Source organism: Tabrizicola thermarum (assembly GCF_003574395.1).
Taxonomy (GTDB): Bacteria; Pseudomonadota; Alphaproteobacteria; order Rhodobacterales; family Rhodobacteraceae; genus Tabrizicola; species Tabrizicola thermarum.
Genome location: NZ_KZ984536.1, coordinates 116,114 through 138,856, shown reverse-complemented (window position 1 = coordinate 138,856; position 22,743 = coordinate 116,114). Strand labels below are relative to the sequence as shown.

Genomic DNA, 22,743 nt, shown 5'->3' with positions numbered 1-22,743 from the left:
TGACACCTCCCTGTCAGGTCGGTCGCGGGCGGGCGGGGGGAGTGAGGGCTCCCTCCGCCCGTATCCATGACAAGAGGTTGATGATGCTGGAAAACCCCGTGATCCGCGGCTTCAACGCCGACCCGTCCTTCTGCCGTGTGGGCGAGGATTACTATATCGCCACCTCGACCTTCGAATGGTATCCGGGGGTGCAGATTCATCACTCGCGCGATCTGGTGAACTGGCAGCTGGTGGCGCGGCCGCTGCGGCGGGCGAGCCAGCTGGACATGCGGGGGAACCCCGACAGCTGCGGCATCTGGGCGCCGTGCCTGTCCCACGCGGACGGGAAGTTCTGGCTGGTCTATACGGACGTGAAGCGGCTGGATGGGGCGTTCAAGGACGCGCACAACTACATCGTCACCTGCGAGACGGTGGAGGGGGACTGGTCGGACCCGACCTACGTCAATTCCTCGGGGTTCGACCCGTCCTTGTTCCACGACCGGGACGGGCGCAAGTGGTTCGTCAACATGCGCTGGAACCATCGCGGCAAGGGGACGGGGCTGAACCCGGCGCATGACGCCTTCGACGGGATCGAGTTGCAGGAATGGCATCCCGAGAGGGGTCTTCTTGGCGAGGTGACGACGATCTTCACCGGCACCGACCTTGGCCTGACCGAAGCGCCGCATCTGTTCTGGCATGACGGGTATTACTACCTGACCACGGCGGAGGGGGGCACGGGCTATGACCACGCGGTGACGCTGGCGCGGTCGCGGGACATCCGGGGGCCCTATGAGACGCATCCGCAGAAGCATCTGATCACCGCCCGCTTCAACCCGGAAAACCCGATCCAGCGGATGGGGCATGGGCAGTATGTCGAAGGCCATGACGGCCGGTTCTGGCATTCCTTCCTGTGCGGGCGACCGCAGCAGGGGCCTCGGGGGCGGTTCTGCGCGACAGGGCGCGAGACGGGGCTGGCCGAGGTCGTCTGGCGTGACGGCTGGCTGTGGCTGAAGGACGGGGGGATGCTGCCGCCCACGACGATCGACCTGCCGGTGGAGCGCATCGATCCGGCGGCGGTGGAGTATGACTTCCGGGGACCGGACCTGCCGATGGATTTCCAGTGGCTGCGGACGCCACAGCCAGAGCGGATCTTCCGCATGACCGGCACGGCGCTGCGCCTGATCGGGCGGGAAAGCCTGGGGTCATGGTTCGAGCAGAGCCTCGTGGCGCGGCGGCAGGACGAGCCGGCCTATGAGGTCGAGTGCGACCTTTTGGCCGACCCGCCCAACTGGCAGCGGGTGGCGGGGCTGATCACCTACTACAACCGGCACAAGTTCCATGCGGCGCTGGTGACGCGCGAGGGTGGCAAACGGGTGGTGACGCTGGTCTCGTGCCTGGGCGACTGGCCGGGCGAGGCGCTGACCTTCCACGGGCACTTCCCTGTGGCGGAGGGCAAGGTCACGCTGGGCGTGACGGTCAACCGGGCGGTGCAGAGGTTCAGCGTGAACGGGGCGGCGGTGGGGCCGGAGCTGGATGCCTCGGTGGTGTCGGACGAGGGCGGGCGCGGGGAGCATGCGAGCTTTACCGGGGCCTTTGTCGGGGTCGTCGCGCATGACCTGACGGGGCAGGGCTGGACGGCGGATGTGACCCGGTTCCGCTATGCGCCCAAAGCGGATTGAGGAATGCGCGCGCGGGATTTGATCAACTCTTGATTGCCGGTGAGATGGCGTCATAAAGGGCCTTAGCCGAAGGGAGCCCCGATGGACAGCGACGCCCGCAAGATCCCCAGCCACGAGGTCACCTATGCGCGGCTGCGTGACATGATCCTGTTCGGGCATCTGGCGCCGGGAGCCCCCGTGACGATCCAGGGGCTTATCGGCGATCTGGGCGCGGGCATGACCCCGGTGCGCGAGGCGATCCGGCGGCTGACGGCGGAAGGGGCGCTTCTGCCGCAGGGCAACCGGCGGGTGGCGGTGCCGGAACTGTCGGTGGACCTGCTGGAGCAGGTGGCCTTCGCGCGGCTGGCGATCGAGCCGAGGCTGGCGGAACTGGCGGCGCCCAAGCTGACGGGGGCACAGATCGACCGGCTGGAGGCCATCGACGGGGCGGTCAACCGGGCCATCGAGGCCGGAAAGCTGCCGGACTATCTGGCGGCGAACCATGCCTTCCACTTTGCCCTGTATGAGGCGGCAGAGGCGCCGGTGCTGCTGGACCTTGCGCGGTCGCTCTGGCTGCGGGCGGGGCCGGGCCTTCGGGCCGTGATCGGCCGATACGGCCGCGAGGTCGCGCCGGACCTGCATCGCGTGGCCCTGGCGGCCATGCGGGCAGGGGATGCGAAGGCCCTGGGATCTGCCATCGAGCGTGACATCCAGCAGGGCGTGGACCATATCCGTCAGGCGCTGGCCGAGAGTCACTGACGGTTTCCAGATTGAGCGCTGGCGCGCGAGGCTCTTGTCTCGTCGTCGGGCTTCGCCTCCTCCTCGGGCGATGGGGGCGCTGCCCCCAAACCCCCGGAGTATTTGGGAAATGGGCAAGGACCAGGGAAGGCGAATAATTTGATCAAATTTCTTGAACGCCGCCTTGTTTGATCATATCCTGCGGCAAAGGCGGGGCATCCGGTCCTGCCGCTTCCGCGAGGATTCCCCGATGAACATGATCACCAATCACATGCCCACGGCCGAGTTGCAGCGTCTGGACGCCGCGCACCATTTCCATCCCTTCACCGACAAGGCGGGGCTGGCGGCCAAGGGCGCGCGGGTCATCACCCGGGGCGAGGGCGTCTGGCTGACCGACAGCGAAGGCAACCGGATCATCGACGGGATGGCGGGGCTGTGGTGCGTCAACATCGGCTACGGCCGCAAGGAGCTGGCTCAGGTCGCGGCGCGGCAGATGGAGGAGTTGGCCTACTACAACACCTTCTTCCAGACGACGCATGTGCCGGCGATCGCCCTGGCGGCGGAGATCGCGAAGCTGGCCCCCGGTGATCTGAACCACGTGTTCTTTGCCGGCTCGGGCTCGGAGGCGAATGATACCAATATCCGTCTGGTGCGCCGGTACTGGGACGTGAAGGGGATGCCCTGGCGCAAGACGATCATCGCGCGGTGGAACGGCTATCACGGCTCCACGATGGGTGGCGGCTCGTTGGGGGGCATGAAGCCGATCCATGCCCATGGCGGCAAGATCGACGGGATCGAGCATATCGACCAGCCCTACTGGTGGGGTGAGGGCGGGGACATGTCCGAGGACGAGTTCGGCCTTGCCCGCGCACGGCAGCTGGAGGAGAAGATCCTGCAACTGGGGCCGGACAACGTGGCCGCCTTCATCGGCGAGCCCGTCCAGGGCGCGGGCGGGGTCATCATTCCGCCGAAAACCTACTGGCCGGAAATTCAGCGCATCTGCGACAAGTACGGGATCCTGCTGATCGCCGACGAGGTCATCACCGGCTTTGGCCGCACCGGGAACTGGTTCGGGTCCGAGACCTTCGGGATCAAGCCGCATATCATGACCATCGCCAAGGGGCTGTCGTCGGGGTATCAGCCGATCGGGGGCAGCATCGTCTGCGACGAAGTGGCCGAGGTGGTCGGCGGCGGCGGCGAGTTCTTCCACGGCTACACCTATTCGGGCCATCCGGTGGCGGCGGCGGTGGCGTTGGAGAACCTGCGGATCATGCAGGACGAGCGGATCGTCGAGCATGTCCGCGACGTGGCGCATCCCTATCTGAAGGAACGCTGGGAAGCGTTGACCGATCACCCGATGGTCGGCGAGGCGAAGCTGGTCGGGTTGATGGGGTCCATCGCGCTGACCCCGAACAAGGCCAAGCGGGCGAAATTCGCCAGCGAGGCCGGGACCGTCGGGTTCAAGACCCGCGAGCGGTGCTTTGCCAACAACCTCATCATGCGGCACGTCGGCGACCGGATGATCATTGCCCCTCCGCTGGTGATCAAGCCAGAGGAGATCGACGTGCTGATCGAACGCGCGCGGAAGTCGCTGGACGAGGCTTACAGGATCGTGAAGGACGAAGGGCTCTGGGTAGAGGCCTGAGGCGGGCACCCGCCGTCGACTGGCGGACCGACGTTCGGTGGTGCCGCGGACCGGGAGGGCGTCGCATCTCGGGCAGGTGGCCGGACCGTCCTGCCGTCACACCGTCTCCCGGCCCTCGGAGGCGATTTCGGGGAAGTCCGTCCGGTCCTCGGTTGCGGCGCCGCAGAGCAGTTCCACGGCCCGGTCGGCAGCGTCCTGGAACGGCTCCAGCACCAGATCGACGCCGATATCGGACAGGGCCGCGCTGTCGCTGGTGTTGTGCGAGGCTGCCGCGATCCGGCCCGAGAACCCGGCCGAGCGCGCGAGCTGGATCAGGGTCCGGCGGGTGTCTTCGTGGCTGAGGCCGGTGAGGTGGATCGGTACGGTCGAGACCATCCACTCGGCCCCCTGAAACGGCAGTTCGGCGACGAATTCGGGATCGCTGGCGTCACCGAAATCGGCGTCGAGCCCGAGGGACCGCCAGCGCCGCACCGCCTGCGGGTTGAAGTCGACGCCCAGCACCCGGATGCCGCGCTTGTGCAGCCTGAGCCCGATGGCGGTGCCGAACCGGCCCAGACCGAAGAGGATGACCTTATAACGTTCGGCCGCATGGGCCCCGGCCTCGGACGGCTCGCGCGGGGTGGATTTGCGTTCGAAGATGCCAAGCACGGGCTCGAACAGCGCATAAAGCTGGTGCGAATAGGTAATCATGTAGGTCGATGCGGCGATGGTCACGAGGCCGACCATGGTGACAAGGCCAAGCGCGTCCTCGGTCACATGGCCCAGCGAGACGCCCATCGCGACGAAGATCAGGGAGAATTCGCTGATCTGCGCCACCGTCAGCCCGGCGAGGAATCCGGTGCGCTTGCGGTAGCCCATGGCGCCCATGATCGCGAGCACGATCAAAGGGTTGCCGATCAGCACGAAAAGCGAGAACAGGATCGCCCCGGCGACATGCATGCCCAGAAGCGACAGGTCCAGCGTGGCCCCGAGGGCGATGAAGAAGAACAGGAGCAGGAAGTCCCGCAAGGGCGCGAGCCGGGCGGCGATGGTCTCGCGGTAGGGCGTCGAGGCGAGCGCGACGCCTGCCATCAGACCGCCGACTTCCTTGCCAAGGCCGACGTGGTCGCCAAAGGCGGCGAACATGGCGGCCAGCGCGATGGCGAAGATCACCAGAAGCTCGGGCGTACGGGCCAGCCGTTCGGTCAGCGGATTGGCGACATAGCGCACGAACACGACCACCGCGGCGACCAGCGCCAGCCCCGAGGCCAGAACGGTGGCCACCGACCCCCCGCCATGCCCATCCTCGGCCGCGCCGATGCCGATGGCCGACAGCACGATCATCGCCAGCACCACCACGAGGTCCTGGACGATCAGGAACCCCAGCGCGATCTGGCCATGCAGCGCGTCGATCTCGCGCTTGTCGGACAGTAACTTGACGATGATGATGGTCGAGGAAAACGTCAGCGCGACCGCGACATAGAGGCTGGTGATGTGACCCAGCCCAAGGGCGAGGCCGATCAGATAACCGAAGAAGGCGGTGAAGAGGACCTGCCCAAGCCCGGTGAGCACCGAGACGACACCCAGCGACCGGATCAGCTTGACGTCCAGCTTGATGCCGACAAGGAACAGCAGCACCGCTATGCCAAGCTCGGACAGAAGCTCGATCTGCGCGTCCGACCGCACGACATCCAGGGCCGACGGCCCAGCGATCAGGCCCACGGCGATGAAGCTGACGATCAGCGGCTGGCGCGCCAGTGTGCCGATCAGCCCGATCCCTGCGGCCATGACCAGAAGCAGGGCCACTTCGGCAAAAGGGGCGAGACCCGGCATCACGACGCCCGGCCCGCATCCCGATGATGCGATTCGGCGTTGGTCGGTCCGGGCACTGTCCGATGCTGGTCCTGCGGCATGGCCTTTTGCGTCTTGTGCGGTTTGGTGAAGGATAGCGAAGCATAGCCGGTTTCGAATGACTTGTGTCAATCGACGCCGCGATCCCGACAACGCCGGGAGTTTCCGCGCCTGCCGGTCCTATCCGACCGATGTGCCTACCAGGTGGCCGTCACCGATGTCCCGCAGGATGACCCGCGCCGGCTCATGGCCGGGGCGATGCACGGGGCTGGGGACTTCGGAAGCGTCGCGCGGACGGGACAGGCGTTTCAGCCTTGGGTCGGGTATCGGAACCGCTTCGATCAGGCGGCGGGTATAGGGGTGCTGGGGATTGCCGAAGATCTGCGCGCGGGTTCCCATCTCGACGATCTGTCCCAGAAACATCACCGCGACCCGGTCCGAGATGTTGTCGACGACCGCCATGTCATGGCTGATGAACAGATAAGACATGCCGAATTCGGACTGGAGCGCCCGAAGCAGGTCAAGCACCCGCGCCTGGACCGAGACATCCAGCGCCGAGACGCTTTCGTCGGCGATGATGAGGTCGGGTTGCAGGGCCAACGCGCGCGCGATGCAGATGCGCTGGCGCTGGCCGCCGGAAAATTCATGAGGATAGCGGTCAAGATGGCTGGCTTCCAACCCCACGCGGGCCATCAGGTCGGCGGCGCGGGCGCGCTGGCTGGCGGCATCGCCGATGTCGTGGATCACCAGCGGCTCGGCAATCAGCTCGCCCACCTTCATCCGCGGGTTCAAGGCCGCCATCGGGTCCTGGAACACCATCTGCACGCGGCGGCGCATCGCCTTCATGCCCGCGGGGTCCAGCCCTTGCATCGCCTGCCCGCCGATCTCGATCCGGCCCTGGTGCGGGGCCAGGCCGACGAGGGCCTTGGCGATGGTGGACTTGCCGCAGCCGGATTCGCCCACCAGCGCGAAGGTCTCGCCCTTGCGGATGTCGAAGCTGACATGATCGACAGCGTGGACGTTGTGGGTGATCCTGCCAAGCAGACCGCCGCGCAGCGGATAGCGGACCACGACGTCGGACAGCCGGGCAATCGGCTCGCCGGTGACAGGCGCGCGCGCAGAGCCCTGACCCAGACGCGGGACAGCCGCGAGCAGGGCCTGGGTATAGGCCGCCTGCGGGCGACCGAAGATGTCTTCGGTCGACGCGGTTTCCACCTGGCGGCCCTGCTGCATGACGATGACTCGGTTGGCCATTTCGGCGACCACGCCCATGTCATGCGTGATGAGGATGATCGCGGTGCCGAGCCGCGCCTGCAAATCCCGCAGAAGGTCCAGCACCTCGCGCTGCACGGTCACATCCAGTGCCGTGGTGGGTTCGTCGGCGATCAGAACTTCGGGTCGCAAGGCAAGGGCCATGGCGATCATCACCCGCTGGCGCATGCCGCCGGACAGTTCGTGCGGATACTGGCCCATCCGCCGTTCGGGTTCCGACAGGCGGACGGCGCGAAGGGCTTCGATGGCGCGACGGCGGGCTTCGGTCCGGCCGACGGGCGCGTGCGCGCGGATTGCTTCCGAGAGTTGCGCGCCAACGGTCATGACCGGGTTGAGAGAGGTCATCGGCTCCTGGAAGATCATCGCGATCCGGTCGCCCCGGACCTGCCGCAGGGCGGATTCGGAGAGCGCGGTCAGGTCCTGCTGACCGAACCGGATGCTGCCCCCGGTCACGCGGACGGCGGGTTGCGGCAGCAGGCCCATGATGGCAAGCGACGTGATCGACTTGCCCGAGCCGCTTTCCCCGGCGATGGCCAGGGTCTCGCCCTTGCGCAAATCGAAAGACAGATCCTGAACCAGGGGTTTCAGCCCCTGTTCCGTCCGGGCCGAGACGCACAGCCCCTCGACCCGCAGGACGGTCTCCGGGGCGGGGGCCGCCCCGGACGCTGGCAAGGCTTCCGCAAGGGTCATTCGAAGACGACCCGGGGGAAGTAGAAGCTGACGACCCAGTTCGGCATGTCCACGATTTCCGAAATCCTCAGGTCGCCGCAGACCGAGCAGAGCATGTAGGCGTCCACCGCCGAGATGCCCTGCTGCCTCGTGAGAAGGTCGATCATCCCCGACACCGCGTCCCGGGCCGCTGTCATCAGGTCCGGCCCGATGCCCGTCGTCGCCTCATAGCCCTTGGCGTCCAGGTGCCGCGTCACCGGCCCGGGAGTGGTGAAGCGCGGGGTTTTCAGCGGCTGGTCCTTCACCAGGTCCAGCGTGAGGACCACGTTCATCGGACTTTCGATCGCCGTCCCGCAGACCTCGCCGTCGCCTTGGGCGGCATGGGTGTCGCCGACGCTGAAGAGCGCGCCCTCCACCTCGACCGGCAGATACAGCGTGACGCCCGCCGTCAGGTCGCGGATGTCGAGGTTGCCGCCGACGCGCCGGGGCGGGACGACGGAGTGGAGGCCGGGTTCAGCGAGAGCATTGCCGATGGTGCCGGAGAAGGGCTTCAAGGGCACGCGGGCGGACTTGCCCCACATCGCCGGTTCCATGCTGACCGGGTCGTAGGACCACAGGCACAGCGCAGGGTCGGTGAACTGGTCGGCCAGAAGGCCGAAGCCCGGAATGTTCGCCGTCCAGCCGAAGCCCTTGCCGTCGAACACCTTCGGGGCGAAACCCTCCAGCGTCACCTTCAGCACGTCGCCGGGTTTCGCCCCGTCCACCCAGATCGGCCCCGACACCGGGTTGATCTTGCCGAAGTCGAGGTCGATGACGCTTTGCAGGGTGGACGACGGGCCAAGCTGGCCCGCCGAGGAATCATGACAGTGGAACTCGATGGTCGAGCCCGGTGCGACGCGCAGCGCGGGCGGGAGCGAGTTGTCCCAGCCGAAATGATGCTGCGCGCCGTGGATCGTGTAGTCGCAGGCCTTGCACATTTACTCTTTGACCCAGACGTAATCGTAGTTGACCGGGATCGAGACCGGATCGACGTAAAGCGCATCCTCGCCGCCCATGCGTTCCGACTTCATCGTGTAGCGCTCCTCGTTGAAGACCGGGACCCAGGGGGCCTGTTCCATCACGCCCATGTAGACGTCGGACCAGAGCTTCAGCCGCTCCTCGGCCTTGGCCGGGTCAGCCATGCTGTCGGCCTCGGCGGCCTTGGCATCCAGCACCGGGTCGCAGAACTTGGACCAGTTCCAGCCGCCGTCGACCGCGCCGGCGCAGCCGAGGATCGGGCCGTAGAAGTTCGACGGATCGGGGAAGTCGGCGATCCATGCCATGCCGCCCGACCAGATCATCGGCGCGGTGCCAGCACCCCCGGCCTCGATCACGTTGGCCTGGGCGAGGTTCTGGATGTTCGCCTTGATCCCGATGGCCGCGAGGTCCTGCTGGATCGCTTGCGCGATGCGCGGGTTCGGGTCGGTGTTCATCACGTAAAGCTCGGTCTCGAAACCGTCGGCCAGCCCCGCCTCGGCCAAGAGCGCCTTTGCCCCCTCGGGGTCGTAGGGATAGCCCGCATAGCCTTCGGTATAGCCCGGCATCGAGGGCGGCAGCGGCTGGGTTGCCGGAACCGCGCGGCCGTTGATGATCTGGACGATCCGGTCCTTGTTGATCGCCATGTTCACCGCCTTGCGGACCTCGAGCTTGTCGAAGGGCGGGATCGTGACGTTCAGCGTGATGTAGCCGGTGTGCAGCTGCCCGCCGACGACCACCCGCGCGGCCTGGGCCGGGTCGCCCATCACCTCGGTGAACTTGGCGGGCGGGATGCCGTCGCCGGGGACGTCCACCTCGCCGTTTTGCAGGCGCAGAAGGGCGACGACCGGCTCTTGCCCGACCTCGAACACGACCGAATCGAGGAACGGCACGCCCGGACGCCAGTAGTCGGCGTTCTTCTCGAACACCAGCCGCTGGCCCAGCGTCCATTCCGCCAGCTTGAAGGCCCCGGTTCCCACCGGCTTCTTGCCGAAATCGGCCCCGGCCTCGTCCACAGCCTCTTTCGGGACGACAGAGGCGAAGTTCAGCGCCATGACATGCAGGAAGGTCGCATCGGGGCGGGACAGGGTGATCTTCACCGTCAGCGGGTCCACGACCTCGACCCCCGAAAGGCCCCCCGGCCCGGCGTTTTCGAACCCGGCGATGGCGCTGAAGAAGCCCGCGCCCGGCGACTGCGTCTCGGGGTTGGTCACCCGGTCCAGCGAGTATTTCACGTCCTCGGCCGTCATCTCGCGCCCGTTGTGGAACTTGACCCCTGCGCGCAGCTTGAAGGTGTAGGTCAGCCCGTCCTCGGAAATCTCGTAGCTTTCCGCAAGGCCCGGGCGCAGCGTCGTGGTGCCCGGGACATAATCCATCAGCCCGTCGAACAGCGATTTGATCATCGACCAGTTCTGCCAGTCGTAGCCGATGGCCGGGTCCAGCGTCGCCACGTCATCCTTGTAGGTGACGGTGATCGACCCGCCGGGTTTCGCGGCGGGGTCGGGTGTGTAGTCCTGTGCCAGGGCAGGCAGGGCCAGGGCCAGCATGACGGCGGTAGAGGCGAGCAGTCTTTTCATTCTTTCTCTCCTGTTGGGTTAGCGAAGACGGATCCGGGGGTCGATGAGGGGGGCGATGAGGTCGGCCAGCAGGTTGCCCAGCACGATGGCAAAGGCCGAGACCAGCGTGACGCCCATGATGATCGGGATGTCCACGCGCTGGATGGCCTGCCAGGCCAGTTGCCCGATGCCGGGCCAGCCGAAGACGGATTCCACCACGACGATCCCGCCCATGAAGATGCCGATGTCGATGCCGATCATCGCGATGACGGGCAGGATGGCGTTGGGCAGGGCATGGCGCAGCACGATCCGCGCGCGGGTCAGGCCCTTGGCGCGGGCGGTGCGGATATAGTCGGCGCGCAAGACGTCGATCATCGAGGACCGCATCATGCGGGAATACCAGCCGGAGCCGAGAATGCCCAAGGTGACGGCCGGGAGGACGAGATGGGCAAAGGTCCCGTAGCCGCCGATCGGGAACCAGCCCAGCTTCACCGCGAAGACGTAAAGGAGAAGCAGGCTGACCACGAATTGCGGGGCCGAGACGGTGACGAAGGAAGTCACCATCAGCGTCTGGTCCAGCGCCCTTCCGCGCCACAGTGCGGCGATGATCCCCATCGTCAGGCCCAGGACCAGTTCGCAGGCGATAGCCCCCAGCATCAGCAGCAGCGTGGCCGGCAGGCGCGACAGGATCAGGTCTGCGACCTCGGTCTTCTGGAGGTAGCTGCGCCCCATGTCGCCTTGCAGCAGCGCGCCCAGGTAGCGGCCGTATTGCACGATGAACGGCTTATCGAGGCCAAGCTGCTGGCGGATGTTCTCCACCGTCTCGGCGGTGGCGGAGCGTCCGGCGATCTGGCGCACCGGGTCGGCGGGCAGGACGAACAGAAGGAAGAAGGTGATGAAGCTGACGCCAAGGAGGATCAGCGCGGACTGGATCAGTCGGCGGATCAGATAGGCGGCCATCAGTCGCGCCCCCTTTGTGTCGGGTCCAGCACGTCGCGCAACGCGTCGCCGACCAGGTTGAAGGCCAGTGCCAGAAGGATGATCGCAGCGCCGGGGATGAAGACCAGCCAGGGCGCGGTCTGGAAGTAGGTCTGGTTCTCGAAGATGATGTTGCCCCAGCTTGGCGTGGGCGGCTGGACCCCGATGCCGAGGAAGCTGAGCGTCGCCTCCAGAAGGACCGTCGTGGAAATCCCCAGCGTGCCCCAGACGATGATCGTGGGCAGAAGGTGCGGCAGGATGTGGCGGAAAAGGATGCGGGGGGTGCTTGCGCCCAGCGTGCGTTCCGCCGCGATGAAGTCGCGCGTGGCCAGAGACGAGGTCTCGGTATAGATCACCCGCGCCGTCTGCACCCAGTTCACCAGCGCGATGACCATGGCGACGATCCAGAGCGAGGGCTGGAAGATCGCGGCGAGGCAGATGGCGAGGAGAAGGGCAGGGAAGGCCATCATCAGATCGGTGAAGCGCATCAGCACACCTCCGATCCAGCCCCGGAAGAAGCCGGCGGTGATGCCGACCAGCGTGCCGATCACCAGCGCAAGGCCATTCGCCACGACCCCGATGACCAGCGAGGTCTGCGCGCCATAGAGGAGCCGGCTGAGAAGGTCGCGGCCCAGAAGGTCGGTCCCCATCAGGAATTTCCCGTCCGGCGGCATCGGCGCGCCTTCCAGGGTCAGCCCGTCGAACATCTGGTCGTTCGGGTCGAAAGGTGCGATCCAGGGGGCAAAGACCGCGCCGGCCACCACCAGGACAATGATCGCCAGCCCGAACAGCGCCAGCTTCCGCCGCAGAAGCCGGGCCAGCGCGCCCTGTGGAGGGACGTCAACGACGCTCGGATCGGTCATCCGCGCCCCCCTGCGCCGCGACGATCCGCGCCGCCGCATCCTCGAAGCTGATCCGCCAGGCCATCGCCATCTGGCGCAGTTGCGCATAAGCCTCGGCGTCGGACTTGCCCCGCGCGGCCAGGAGTGTCACGGCGCGGACCACGGTCTGTCGCTCCTCCAGCCGCCGCCGCAGGTCGGCGATTTCGGCCGACAGCGCCTTTTGCGCGTCAAAGGCGTCCCGCGCGATCAGCAGTGCCGAATAGGCCCCGCTGTCGCCCACGGGCTTCAGAAGCTGGGCATGAGATCCGACCTTCAGCGACCATTCGATCCGGCCCGGAGCCTCGGAGCCGATCAGCGCGATCATCGGGATCGGTGGCTGGCCCGGCTCCCACGGGAACATCCCGTCATGGCCCATGTCGGCGTCGAAGAAGATGTAGTCGGCGGCCAGCGCCTCGGGCCCCAGTTCGGGCCAGGTCTGCACCACTTGCAGGCCGATGGCCGTCAGCTGGCGGCTGAGCGCCTGCACGGTCGGATGCGGTCGATGCAGGATGATCGCCTGCGCCCCGCCGAGGTTCGGAATGCGGATCGCGCGGCGCTTCATGACACCACCCGCAGGCTTGGGGTCGGGATCGACCGGCTGCGGGTAAGGTAGGGGTCGCCCGCCACCGCCTCCCACCGCTTCAGCGTCCTGAAGGCCCCGCCTTCAACCCGGGCGATGACCACCGGAAGGACGGTGTGATGTGTCTCCGGGTCCACGATCCCGCCCCGACCGGCCAGAAGCTGCGACAACGGCCAGGTCTCGGAACCCTCGCGCCCCGCCAGAAGCCGCGCCAGTTCCATCACCGCCGAAAACGCCGCCGCTTCGTGCGACGACCCGAAATTGCCCGCCCCGGGCGCGCCGCGAAAATACGGTCCCGCCGCCACCAGCCCCTCGGCGGCCTGACCGAGCGCAGGCAGCTCGCATTCGGTGACGTTGCAGGACAGGACCGGGCAGCGGTCAGGCCGGAAGGCGGCATCCTCCAGTCCCAGGGCGCGATAGGCAGCCATGAATTCATAGGACGACGGCCCGATGAGCGAATTCAGGATGAAGTCCGGCCGGGCAAAACGGACCTCTTCGATCATCCGGCCCACGTCGCGCGATCCGATGGGCAGGTAGCGTTCACCCAGAACCTCGCCGCCCGCCGCCGTGATCCTCTCGCGGGCCAGACGGTTCATCTCCCAGCCCCAGATATAGTTCGAGCCGGTCAGATAGGCCCGGCGCCCGTGCGCGGGCATCACCCAGTCAAGCAGCGGCAGAAGGTGCTGGTTCGGACAGGCATGGGTGTAGACCACATGGTCCGACGCCTCGAAGCCCTCATAGGGCACGGCATACCACAGCGTGCCACCGTATTTCTCGACCGTCGGGATGACCTCCTTCCGGCTCCACGAGGTGACGCAACCCACCATGTGCCGGGCCCCGGCATCGCGCAGGATTTCCTCGCAAAGCGGCGCATAGGCGTCGATGTTGCCGCCGGGATCGCGCTCGACGGGGACAAAGCTCAGGTCCAGGTCCGGGTCGCCGTTGACCCGCGCAATCGCCGCCAGCGCGCCCGAGCGGCAGGCCTCGGAGATCAGCGAATAGCTGCCCGAGCGCGACAGAAGGAGCCCCAGCTTGATCTGCCGTTTCAATCCCGTTCCCCAAACGTCAAAGGGCCTTGTCGCAGACGTCCATTCGTCTGCGTGCAAGGCCCGAGTGCCACATCACTGATCGTCGATTTGTCTCCCGACGATATGCGTGGCCCGACGCGGGTCAAGGCCTCTTGTCGATTTTCTTCCGCAAAGGCCTGGGTCCCCTGGCCGAATGGTCAATCTTCGGGCATCCGGGGGTGCCGGACCGCAGTCACCTGGTCAACGGCCTGACACCTCGTCAGCCGTGCCGGAGCCTGACTCCGCCATCGCCGCGCACGGGGTTTCACAAACAGACGGACATCCGTCCGCGGCAAGGGAAAGCGGAGACCTTGCCCGGGCATCTGCCGGACCATCGCGGACAATGCCGGTCCCCGGCCCCCCTCGGCGCAGGCAAGGCGCTGAAGGGCGGCTTTCGTCATGGCGATCCGTCCCGGTAGGGTCGAAGCCCAAGGCCGAGACATCTTCCGGGACGCGCGGGCCCAGTTGAGAAGTCAGGACGGCCATCACGGCCAAGGCCATGTGGTCGTGGGCGGGAACGGTGTCCGGGCGGCGGAAGGTGCCGAAAAGCTCCCTCGCGGCAGAGTGGGCGGATCAGCCTGTCATTCGGAAGCGGCACGATGGAGTTCTTGGCGACCACGGCCACGGTGTATTGCACCCGGGGTCTCGGTCACGGCCTTGGGGCAGGTCCGTTCCCGAAGCGCGTGGCCGCCCGCCTGAGAAACCTCCCCGCGCGTCTGACTGCCTCTTTTGTCAGCCTGTAGCCAGCGCCAAGGGCAAGGATGCAGCCCAAGACCGATACGCGCAGAACGAAAGCCGGCTCGACTTGGAACTTGTGCTGTCGCGCCTCCATCCAGCGTCGCAGGGTCAGACTGACCAGCGCCCCAAGCGCGATGCCCGCAAGGCAGTCCGTCAGCCAGTGGACACCGAGGAAGGCGCGGGACAGCGCGGCGGTCAGGCCGATGGCCAGCCAGGCAAAGGCTTGCCGCGGAAAGATCACCGCCAGGGCAATCGCGCAGGCCGTGGCCGTGGTCGCATGGCCGGACGGGAAGGAGGCCCAGCTGGCGCGAAACGACATCATCGCGAACTCGAACACCTGGGTGTCGGGGCCCATCGGTGGCCGGGCGCGGCCGATCATGTTCTTTGTCAGGCTTGCGATCGTGCCGCTGATCATCACCGATCCGATGACCAGGATCAGGGCCGAGCGCAGATTTCCCAGCGCCTCGGGCGCGAAGGGGTTCGGACGGCGCGAGACGATCGTCGCGGCGGCCAGAAACAGCAGCGACAGGCCAACCGGCCAGGCCGAGTTTCCGAACTGGGTGACAGCGCGCAGGACCGCGACGACCGAAGGGTCGAGCGACCGCGCCAGTTGCCGCACAGGTCCATCCGCCACCACGGCAACCAGCAGCAGCGCGCAGGCGAAGGTGACCAGCCAGGACAGCCGCCCCTGGCGACGGGCTGCTGTCGCGAACCAGCCAAGGGGGGAGGTCCCGGTGGCTTCAGGGTCTCGGGGCGCGAAGGCTGTCTCGCGGAAGTCCTCGTGCTTCATGGTGCGCCCCGACAGTCGAGCACGTCGAGCGTGACCCAGCGGCCTGCGCCGAGCGCAAAGCCGGTGACGCTGCGCGCCTGGTGACAGCCCCGGATCAGGGGCAGCGCCGCCGAGCCGGCATCGCGGGCATGGATGACGACCCGGCAGGGGCCTGGCCGGACGGCCTCGGACGCGGGGGCGGACGCGGGGTGAAGGTCGGTGTCCCGACCGCCGTGCCAGACGAGCGACGGCTCGCTGTAGCCCCAGCCGGTGACAAGCGGCCGGTCACAGCCCTGCGCGGCGGCGAGCTCGTTTGCGACGGAGATCGCCGCGTCTGTGGGCCAGAGGGCCGGGATGCGCGCGGCGGCCGAGATCAGCCCGGCGTGAAGCACCGCCCCCGCAAGCGCGGCCTGCGCGGCCAGGGCCCAGGGCCTTGCTCCAAGCGCAGAGCGTATCGCGAAGCCTGCGGCCAGCATCGCGCCTGCCAGTCCGCCAAGCGCCAGCCCGGCAGCGGGCCAGGCGTCCCGGGTTGCGGCAAAGGCCACGACCGCGCCGCCAAGCGCCAGTCCCGGCAGGATGGCGAGGGTGGCCAGCCCGCGGACCAGCCGCGACGCGGTGGCAAGACCCTTGGGCAGATGGGCTACGGCCAGCAGGGCCAGCGCCGGGAAAGCCGGCAGGGTGTAGTGGACAAGTTTCGTCGGGATCGCCTCGTAGACCAGCCAGACCGGGATGGCCCAGGCGAGGCAGAACCGCGTTGCGGGGTCCCGTCGTGACCGCCAGATCGCGGGCAGCGCGAGGATCAGGAGCGGGGTCGCAGGCCAGAAGGTCAGCCACAGCAGCAGAAGATAGCTGCCCGGCGGCGCGCCCTTGCCCTCTTGTCCCGAGGCGATCTTGGGCAGCAGGTCCGCCCCCACCGAGCCCAGCCAGAAGGCGCCCTCGCTGCGCAGGGTGATCGCGACGAACCAGGGCAGGGTCACGGCAAGCGCCAGCAGGATCGGCCAGGGCGACCAGAGCGGGCGCAGCCAGTCTGCCCGGCGCTCGATGGCGACAAGGGTCAGGATGGTGAGCGCCGGAACCATCGGGCCGATGGGCCCCTTGACCAGGACGCCTGCGGCGATGGCAAGCCAGAAGGCGAAGGCCGCGCCGCGCCCGGCGATCCGGTGCAGGTACAACCGCGCCAGGACGGCCTGAGCGGCCAGGATCGTTGCCAGAAGGACCGCGTCTGTCTTGGCGATCCGGGCCTCGCCGCCGATCACCAGCCCGCCGGCAAAGACGGCTGCGGCCAGAAGCGCGGCCTGTCTGCCGAAAAGCGGTGTCCCTGTGACCGCGACCAGCAGCACCGACAGGACCGCGCCCGCCAGCGAGGGCAGGCGATAGACCCAGAGCGGCGCCTCTGGTCCGGCGCCCGAGACCAGGACGGCGGCGCTTTGCAGCCAGTAGATGCCGACCGGTTTCTTGTAGCGCGGTTCGTTCTGGAACCGGATGTCCACGAAGTCGCCGCTTTCCACCATCTGCCGGCTGGCCTGGACGAAGCGCGCCTCGTCCCGGTCGGTCACCGGCAGCGACGCCAGCGCGGGCAGAAAGGCAAGAAACGCGAACAGGGCCAGGGCCATCCAGCCGCCGGTCACGCCAGGCTGCGTCGTTCGGGCCTGAAAACCTGGGGTCAAAAGACGCCCCTTTGTTCGCGCGGCGCGACAGCCGGATTGCGCGGGGCGAGAAGCGGGACATGCTGGCGCGCCCGATCGATGCGCAAAAGCGGATAGACCGCAAGCGCCACGCCTGCCGCGAAGAGGATGGAAAAGACCGCATCGCTGAGGAAGTGACGACCAAGTCCGATCCGCAACACCGCAGTAAAGCCGACATAGGCCACTGCGACGAGGATCGCCAGCAGGCGGGCGCCGGGCCGGTTGAGATGCGGCCAGAGGATCACCACGGCGGGAATGGCCAGGCCCGCAGCCAACGCGACCTCGCCCGAGGTGAACGAGCAGTTGCGCGCACATTCCTGGACGACCTGCCAGGGCGGGGTGAACTGCGCCGTGCCGCCGAACTCGACAAGCGTGTCGGGCCGGGCGCGTCCGATGTGGGACTTGAGCAGGAGATTGACAATGACGCCGCTGGCGAGGGCGACGCAGAGCAGCGGGTAGGCCAGAAGCCGCAGGGCATCGCCGCGCGTGTCCGCGGTCATCGCGCCGAAGATCCATCCGGCCAGAAGCAGGAAGGTGACCGCCTCGCCAATGCGGCGGACCACGAGGTTGACCGTCGGGGCCGTTCCGCTGGCCCAGACGAAGGCCCCGCTGTCGTCGGCGAACAGCCTCGAGATGGCAAGGTCGATGCCGGGGAAGGCCGCGAACAGGGCTTGCACCGTGACCACGACGATCAGATAGGCGATCAGCAGGCGTTGCAGGGTCATTTCGGTTCACCTTCCGATGCTGTTGCACCAAGGCAGCCTGGATCGGGCAGCCGGTAGAGAAGGATTGTCTCGCCTCCGGCAAAGCCGGGCGGCGCGACCGTTTCGGCGATGGGCTCAGCGTCGTCGCAAGGCAGCGCCCCACCGGCGCGCAACAGGATAAGGGGATGCGCGCCGTCCTGCGGCTGGAAGGCCGCGGTCATTTCCCAATGATGCGCGGGCGGGCCATCGGGAGGGACGGCGCGGATGGCAATCCCGGACCCGGCGGCGAACCAGGACAGGTCGGCCAGCAGGTCCCGGTCGCGGGCGATCAGCACATCCGCCCCGTTCGACGCTGCGGCGTCGATGGCCCAGAGTGCGACGGCGGAATGACCAAGGTAGCGCGACAGGAGCGGGCGCCCATCCGGCCTTTGCGCCTCGGTTCCGACGACCTTCGCCAGCGGCAGAGCGACCGAGACGGCCAGCCCCAGCGCCAGTGCCAGCCCGACCAGCAGGCGATGCGGCAGCAGCACCTGGGCGGCAAGGATGGAGCCCGGCACCAGATACAGCACCGCCCAGTTCGCCAGCACCGGCCCTCGCACGCCTTGGGCAAGAACGAACAGCAGCGGTGCCAGCGCCAATGCGGCAAGGCCCGCCTGCCTTTTATCGCGCAGCGCCACCAGAAGCGCCGCGAAGGTGATCGGCCCCGCGACTAGGAACTGCTCGGCCAGAAAGCGCAAGGGGCGCAGGAGGGAAAGGCCGGTCGGCTCGGTGATCGTCTCGATGTGCCGGAAGGTGATGAAGCCGTGCTGGGCAAGCCACAGAAGGTGCGGTGCAATGACCGCCAGCATCACGGCACAGGCAAGCATCAGGTCGGACCGGGCCGGGCGGAAGCGGGGGGAGAGCAGGGCCGCAATCCCGGCCCCCGGAAGCCAGAACAGCATCGCGTGCTTGGCCAGCAAGCCGAGGCCGAGCGCCAGTCCCAGAAGGACCGCCGTGCCGGGGGCGCGCTGTCCGGCGGCGTTCGCCTCGCCCAGACGCAGCTGCGCAAGCAGGGCCAGGGCTGCGGCCAGAAGCAGGGGGGTGTCGGTCGTCATTAGCGACGATCCGAGCGCGACCGCAGGCGAGACGAAGTAAAGCAGCGCCGCCAATCCCGCGACAGCGGGCGGGGTCAGGCGCCGCGCGCTGGCAAGGATCAGGATCGCCGTGGCCGTGTGGAAGGCGACGGAGGGCAGGCGCACGGCGGCCACCGATTGGCCGAAGAGATCGGTGGAGACCCGGGTGATCCAGCCGATCAGCGGTGGTTTCGAATAGGCCCCGAAGTCGAAGGTCTGGCCCCAGAACCAGTACTGCGCCTCGTCCGTCGAAAGCTCGGTCCGGTCCAGCAGGCCAAGGGCCAGCCGCCAGACGGCCAGGCCGAACACCACCCACAGGGCAGTGTCCGCCAGACCCCGGGTCCGGTCAGTTTTCGGCGCTGGCGGTGCGATGCTGGTGCTCGGCATGGATCAGCCAGAGATTGCGGGCGTAGATCACCAGACCCATCGACTGGCCCAGGATGAACACCGGGTCGCGCCGCCAGAGCGCATAGCTGAACAGCACGATTCCCCCCGCCAGCGAGAAATACCAGAAGGCCAGCGGAATCACCGACCTCTTTTCGCGCTCGGACGCGATCCATTGCACCAGGAAGCGCGCGGTGAACAGTAGCTGACCGGACAGGCCGATCAGGACCCAGGTGAATTCGGTCCAGCTGTCCACATGCAGCCAGGCCCAGAGGGTTTCATGCATCGATCCTGCCTTTCGTCGCGGGTATCGGCTGCGCGGCGGTCTCGACAGTGCCGTGCAGCGGTTCGGGGGTCAGACGTTCGGCCTGCGCGCGTTTTCTGCGGTGGATAAGCCAGGCCACCCCCGCAAGGTCGAGGATCCCGGCCAGCGCGCGGTCGAGGTTGCCGTATTTAGATCGGCCGCTGCGGCGCGGAGCATGCGTGACATCGACCAGCTGCACCTTCCACCCGTCGCGGGCAAAAAGCGCGGGAAGGTAGCGGTGCATGTGGTCGAAGTAGGGCAGGGCCAGGAAGGCCTCGCGCCGGAAGGCCTTGAGCCCGCATCCGGTGTCGCGCGTCCCGTCCCGCAGCACCGCCGAGCGGATGGAATTGGCAAAGCGCGAGGCAAGCCGCTTTGACAGGCTGTCCTTGCGCCCGATGCGTTGCCCGGCAACCAGGCCGCAGGCCGGATCGACGTCGGGGCCGATCAGCGGAGCGACCAGACGCGGCAGGTTTTCGGGCGGGTTCTGTCCGTCTCCGTCAAGTGTCGCCACAATGGCCGCGCGGGCGGCAAGGACCCCGGAATGCAGCGCTGCCGACTGGCCGCCGGAGCGGGGATGGCCAAGGACCACGATGCGCCCATCCCGCGCCGCAAGGGTGAGGCACTTCGACCGGGTGCTGTCGGTCGATCCGTCATCCACCAGGATCAGTTCGTAGGGCCAGCTTGCCAGCGCTTCGGTGATGTCGGCGACCAGATCCTCGATCGCGCCTTCCTCGTTGTGCAGGGGCACGACGACGGAAAGCCGCGGCGGAAGGCGGGACGCCGGAAGCGGGGTCGGGCTGGAATGCATTACGGGGTACCAGTCGAGGATGCCATAAGAATTTACGACTGCAACGTGATAGTATTGCGACGGTCCTGTTTCAAGGCTCCATCAGGCGGTGACAGTGCAGCAGGGCGCTTGCCCGCCGTACGATCCTGTGCAAATATGCATATACATTGCATATACATTGCATATGCAAAAGCGGGGATACTGATGGGCAAATCCAAGTCTGACGGCAAGAAGAAGAACAAGAAATCCAGCCAGCTGGTGATCCGGATCGAGGCAGGTGAGCGCGATGCATTCGTCAAACTCTGCGACCGGATGGACACCAGTGCCGCGCGTGAAATCCGCCGGTTCATGCGTGAGTGGGTCGCAAGGCACAGCCCGGAGGGCGATGCTGAAGCCGTGGCCGAAGCGGGCCCTGTTCCGCAGGCTGCCCCTCCGGTCGATGCCGCCGAACCGGTCGCCGAGGCTCCGCCCTGACCGGCTCGACGGCGGCGCAAGGCAGCGACCGACCCGGCCGTCTGACCCGTCGGGTCGTCGGGATCGTACGGCGCGGTCGATCAGCGGCCAGTCGTGAATCTTTTACCGAACCCAAACAGTTCTGTCGTGCAACGCTTGCAGCATCCCGGGGAATGCAACACGGGATGCTGACCTATGACCCTTCCGATCCTTGGTGCCGCGCTCTGCCGCGCCAGCCTTGCCACCCACGTCGACTGGTTGCGCGAAGCGCCGCGCGATCTGGAGTTGCAGCATTTCGTCGATGCCGAAGTCCTGGACGGCGACTGGTCGGGGCTGGCCGACGAGGTGAACGGGCTTCTTGAGGGCCACGAGGGACGGCGGGGTATCCACGGCCCGTTCTGGGGCTTTACCATCGCCTCCTACGACCCCGAGGTGCGCCGGATCGTTGCCCGCCGGATGGAGCAGGCGCTGGACGTCTGCGCGGCCGTCAAGGGCACGCATGTCGTGATCCACTCGCCCTTCACCACCTGGGGCTACAACCACCGCGGCCTATATCCGACCGACACCGACCGGATGCTGACCGCTGCCCGCGACACGCTGGGGGCCGCGCTGAAGCGGGCCGAAGACATGGGCGTGACCTTCGTGCTGGAGAACATCGAGGACGTGGAGCCCGCCGACCGCGCCATGCTCTGTGCCGAGCTTGGCTGGCAGGCGCTGGAGCTGTCGGTGGACACCGGACACGCGCATTACGCCCATGTCTCGACCGGGGCGCCGCCGGTGGACTACTACATCCGCGCCGCCGGGACCCGGCTGGGCCACATCCACCTTCAGGACGCCGACGGATTTGCGGATCGGCACTGGCAGATCGGGCATGGCACGATCCTCTGGCCTTCGGTCTTCGATGCGATCGGCAAGACCGGGGCGAACCCGCGGTTGATCCTGGAGTTGCGCGACAAGGCGGGGGTGATCCCCTCGGCGCGGCATCTGAAATCGCTGGGGCTTGCGGAATGAGCCCGCTAAAGTTCATCGTCCTGTCCGATCTGCATCTGTCCGCGCCCGGCGTGCCGGTCAACGGTCTGGACACCGGCACCCGCACGCGCGAGGCGCTGGACGCGATCCTGCGTGACCATGCCGACGCGGCCTTCGTCCTGCTGGCCGGGGATCTGGCCGACCGAGGCGAAGTCGCGGCCTACCGCCACCTGCACGACATTATCGCCGACCTGCCGATGCCGGTCTACCTGACCCTTGGCAATCACGACGACCGGGATGCCTTCCTGTCGGTCTTCGGGGCGGATCGCGACGATGCGGCTGGCCGGGTCTCGACCGCCTTTGACGCGGGCGGGCACCGGATCATCCTTCTGGACACGACCGAGCCCGGCCTTGTCGGCGGGCGGCTGTGCCAGGGGCGGCTGGACTGGCTGGCCGCGCGCCTGAACGAAGCCGAGGACCGCCCGGTCATCGTGGTGCAGCACCACCATGCCAACCCGCTGTTCCTGCCGGTGGACGAGATCATCCTGGAAAACGCGGCCGAGTTCGTCGACGTGCTGAACCGCCACCCCGATGTGCGTCAGGTCATCGCGGGCCATGTCCATCTGCCGACCTCGGCGGTCTGGAAGGGCCTGCCGATGACAACGCTGGCCGGGTCGCACTATTCCGTCACGCCGCATGTGCCGGGCGTGCCCGGCCAGCAGCGTCAGCTGGAAGGCCCGGCGCAGATGGCTGTCGTTCTGCTGCATCCCGAAGGCGTCACCGTGCATTTCCAGGATCACGGCGAACGCCACCTGACACTGGCGCCGGGCCTGTTCCACTAGGGGCCCCGGTGCCACCAAAGCTGCGACCCGAAGCGCGCCGGTCAGTCCGGCGCGCCATGTCTAATTGCATCAAGATATTGATATGTATATTTATTTGTACCGATCTGTCGTCAATCCGTCATCGAATCC

General features: G+C 67.3%; 20 protein-coding genes. 6 read left to right on the top strand and 14 right to left on the bottom strand.

Annotated elements, in window-relative coordinates; all coding sequences use genetic code 11:
- Positions 1-83: 83 nt before the first annotated feature.
- The 3 genes from D5084_RS01325 (at position 84) to D5084_RS01315 (ending at position 4,020) form a co-directional block, all read left to right on the top strand.
- Positions 84-1,658 (top strand): glycoside hydrolase family 43 protein, encoded by a 1,575-nt coding sequence (locus D5084_RS01325; RefSeq protein WP_128513840.1) that lies wholly within the window; start codon positions 84-86, stop codon positions 1,656-1,658.
- 81 nt (positions 1,659-1,739) lie between these two features.
- A complete protein-coding gene (locus tag D5084_RS01320; RefSeq protein ID WP_128513700.1) occupies positions 1,740-2,396 on the top strand; it encodes a GntR family transcriptional regulator in 657 nt (218 codons plus the stop codon).
- Between the two features lie 229 nt (positions 2,397-2,625).
- Positions 2,626-4,020 (top strand): aspartate aminotransferase family protein, encoded by a 1,395-nt coding sequence (locus tag D5084_RS01315; RefSeq protein WP_128513699.1) that lies wholly within the window; start codon positions 2,626-2,628, stop codon positions 4,018-4,020.
- Positions 4,021-4,116: 96 nt separating this feature from the next.
- On the opposite strand, the gene D5084_RS01310 is transcribed toward D5084_RS01315, so the two are convergent.
- From D5084_RS01310 to D5084_RS01245, 14 genes are all read right to left on the bottom strand, one after another.
- Positions 4,117-5,832, bottom strand: a complete 1,716-nt coding sequence (locus D5084_RS01310; protein ID WP_128513698.1) for a cation:proton antiporter — start codon at positions 5,830-5,832, stop codon at positions 4,117-4,119.
- Positions 5,833-6,030: 198 nt separating this feature from the next.
- Complete coding sequence (locus tag D5084_RS01305) at positions 6,031-7,812, bottom strand: ABC transporter ATP-binding protein (RefSeq protein WP_128513697.1); 1,782 nt, start codon at positions 7,810-7,812, stop codon at positions 6,031-6,033.
- Positions 7,809-8,768 (bottom strand): acetamidase/formamidase family protein, encoded by a 960-nt coding sequence (locus D5084_RS01300; RefSeq protein WP_128513696.1) that lies wholly within the window; start codon positions 8,766-8,768, stop codon positions 7,809-7,811. The genes D5084_RS01305 and D5084_RS01300 overlap by 4 nt, the downstream gene beginning before the upstream one ends.
- Positions 8,769-10,382, bottom strand: coding sequence for an ABC transporter substrate-binding protein (locus D5084_RS01295; protein WP_128513695.1), 1,614 nt, complete (start codon positions 10,380-10,382; stop codon positions 8,769-8,771). It abuts the gene before it with no gap.
- An 18-nt stretch (positions 10,383-10,400) separates the two neighbouring features.
- Entirely contained in the window at positions 10,401-11,321 is a 921-nt protein-coding gene (locus D5084_RS01290) for an ABC transporter permease (protein ID WP_128513694.1), read from the bottom strand.
- Complete coding sequence (locus tag D5084_RS01285; protein WP_128513693.1) at positions 11,321-12,202, bottom strand: ABC transporter permease; 882 nt, start codon at positions 12,200-12,202, stop codon at positions 11,321-11,323. The genes D5084_RS01290 and D5084_RS01285 overlap by 1 nt, the downstream gene beginning before the upstream one ends.
- Positions 12,180-12,782, bottom strand: a complete 603-nt coding sequence (locus D5084_RS01280; protein WP_128513692.1) for an ANTAR domain-containing response regulator — start codon at positions 12,780-12,782, stop codon at positions 12,180-12,182. The genes D5084_RS01285 and D5084_RS01280 overlap by 23 nt, the downstream gene beginning before the upstream one ends.
- Positions 12,779-13,849: a transporter substrate-binding protein gene (locus D5084_RS01275; protein WP_128513691.1), complete on the bottom strand. Its 1,071-nt coding sequence runs from the start codon at positions 13,847-13,849 to the stop codon at positions 12,779-12,781. The genes D5084_RS01280 and D5084_RS01275 overlap by 4 nt, the downstream gene beginning before the upstream one ends.
- 667 nt (positions 13,850-14,516) lie before the next feature.
- A complete protein-coding gene (locus D5084_RS01270) occupies positions 14,517-15,395 on the bottom strand; it encodes a phosphatase PAP2 family protein (protein ID WP_128513690.1) in 879 nt (292 codons plus the stop codon).
- On the bottom strand, positions 15,392-16,987 hold the full coding sequence (locus D5084_RS01265) for an ArnT family glycosyltransferase (RefSeq protein WP_128513689.1): 1,596 nt from the start codon (positions 16,985-16,987) through the stop codon (positions 15,392-15,394). The genes D5084_RS01270 and D5084_RS01265 overlap by 4 nt, the downstream gene beginning before the upstream one ends.
- A 50-nt stretch (positions 16,988-17,037) precedes the next feature.
- Complete coding sequence (locus D5084_RS01260; protein WP_128513688.1) at positions 17,038-17,784, bottom strand: phosphatase PAP2 family protein; 747 nt, start codon at positions 17,782-17,784, stop codon at positions 17,038-17,040.
- On the bottom strand, positions 17,781-19,184 hold the full coding sequence (locus D5084_RS01255) for a glycosyltransferase family 39 protein (protein WP_238382481.1): 1,404 nt from the start codon (positions 19,182-19,184) through the stop codon (positions 17,781-17,783). The genes D5084_RS01260 and D5084_RS01255 overlap by 4 nt, the downstream gene beginning before the upstream one ends.
- Positions 19,185-19,221: 37 nt before the next feature.
- On the bottom strand, positions 19,222-19,545 hold the full coding sequence (locus D5084_RS01250) for a lipid-A-disaccharide synthase N-terminal domain-containing protein (RefSeq protein WP_128513686.1): 324 nt from the start codon (positions 19,543-19,545) through the stop codon (positions 19,222-19,224).
- On the bottom strand, positions 19,538-20,371 hold the full coding sequence (locus D5084_RS01245; protein ID WP_128513685.1) for a glycosyltransferase family 2 protein: 834 nt from the start codon (positions 20,369-20,371) through the stop codon (positions 19,538-19,540). Before D5084_RS01245 ends, D5084_RS01250 begins: the two co-directional genes overlap by 8 nt.
- Positions 20,372-20,554: 183 nt before the next feature.
- On the opposite strand from D5084_RS01245, the gene D5084_RS01240 reads away from it, so the two are divergent.
- From D5084_RS01240 to D5084_RS01230, 3 genes are all read left to right on the top strand, one after another.
- Complete coding sequence (locus D5084_RS01240; RefSeq protein WP_128513684.1) at positions 20,555-20,824, top strand: hypothetical protein; 270 nt, start codon at positions 20,555-20,557, stop codon at positions 20,822-20,824.
- A 174-nt stretch (positions 20,825-20,998) separates the two neighbouring features.
- Positions 20,999-21,814 (top strand): sugar phosphate isomerase/epimerase family protein, encoded by an 816-nt coding sequence (locus D5084_RS01235; protein ID WP_128513683.1) that lies wholly within the window; start codon positions 20,999-21,001, stop codon positions 21,812-21,814.
- Positions 21,811-22,614, top strand: coding sequence for a metallophosphoesterase (locus tag D5084_RS01230; protein ID WP_128513682.1), 804 nt, complete (start codon positions 21,811-21,813; stop codon positions 22,612-22,614). The genes D5084_RS01235 and D5084_RS01230 overlap by 4 nt, the downstream gene beginning before the upstream one ends.
- Positions 22,615-22,743 lie beyond the last annotated feature (129 nt).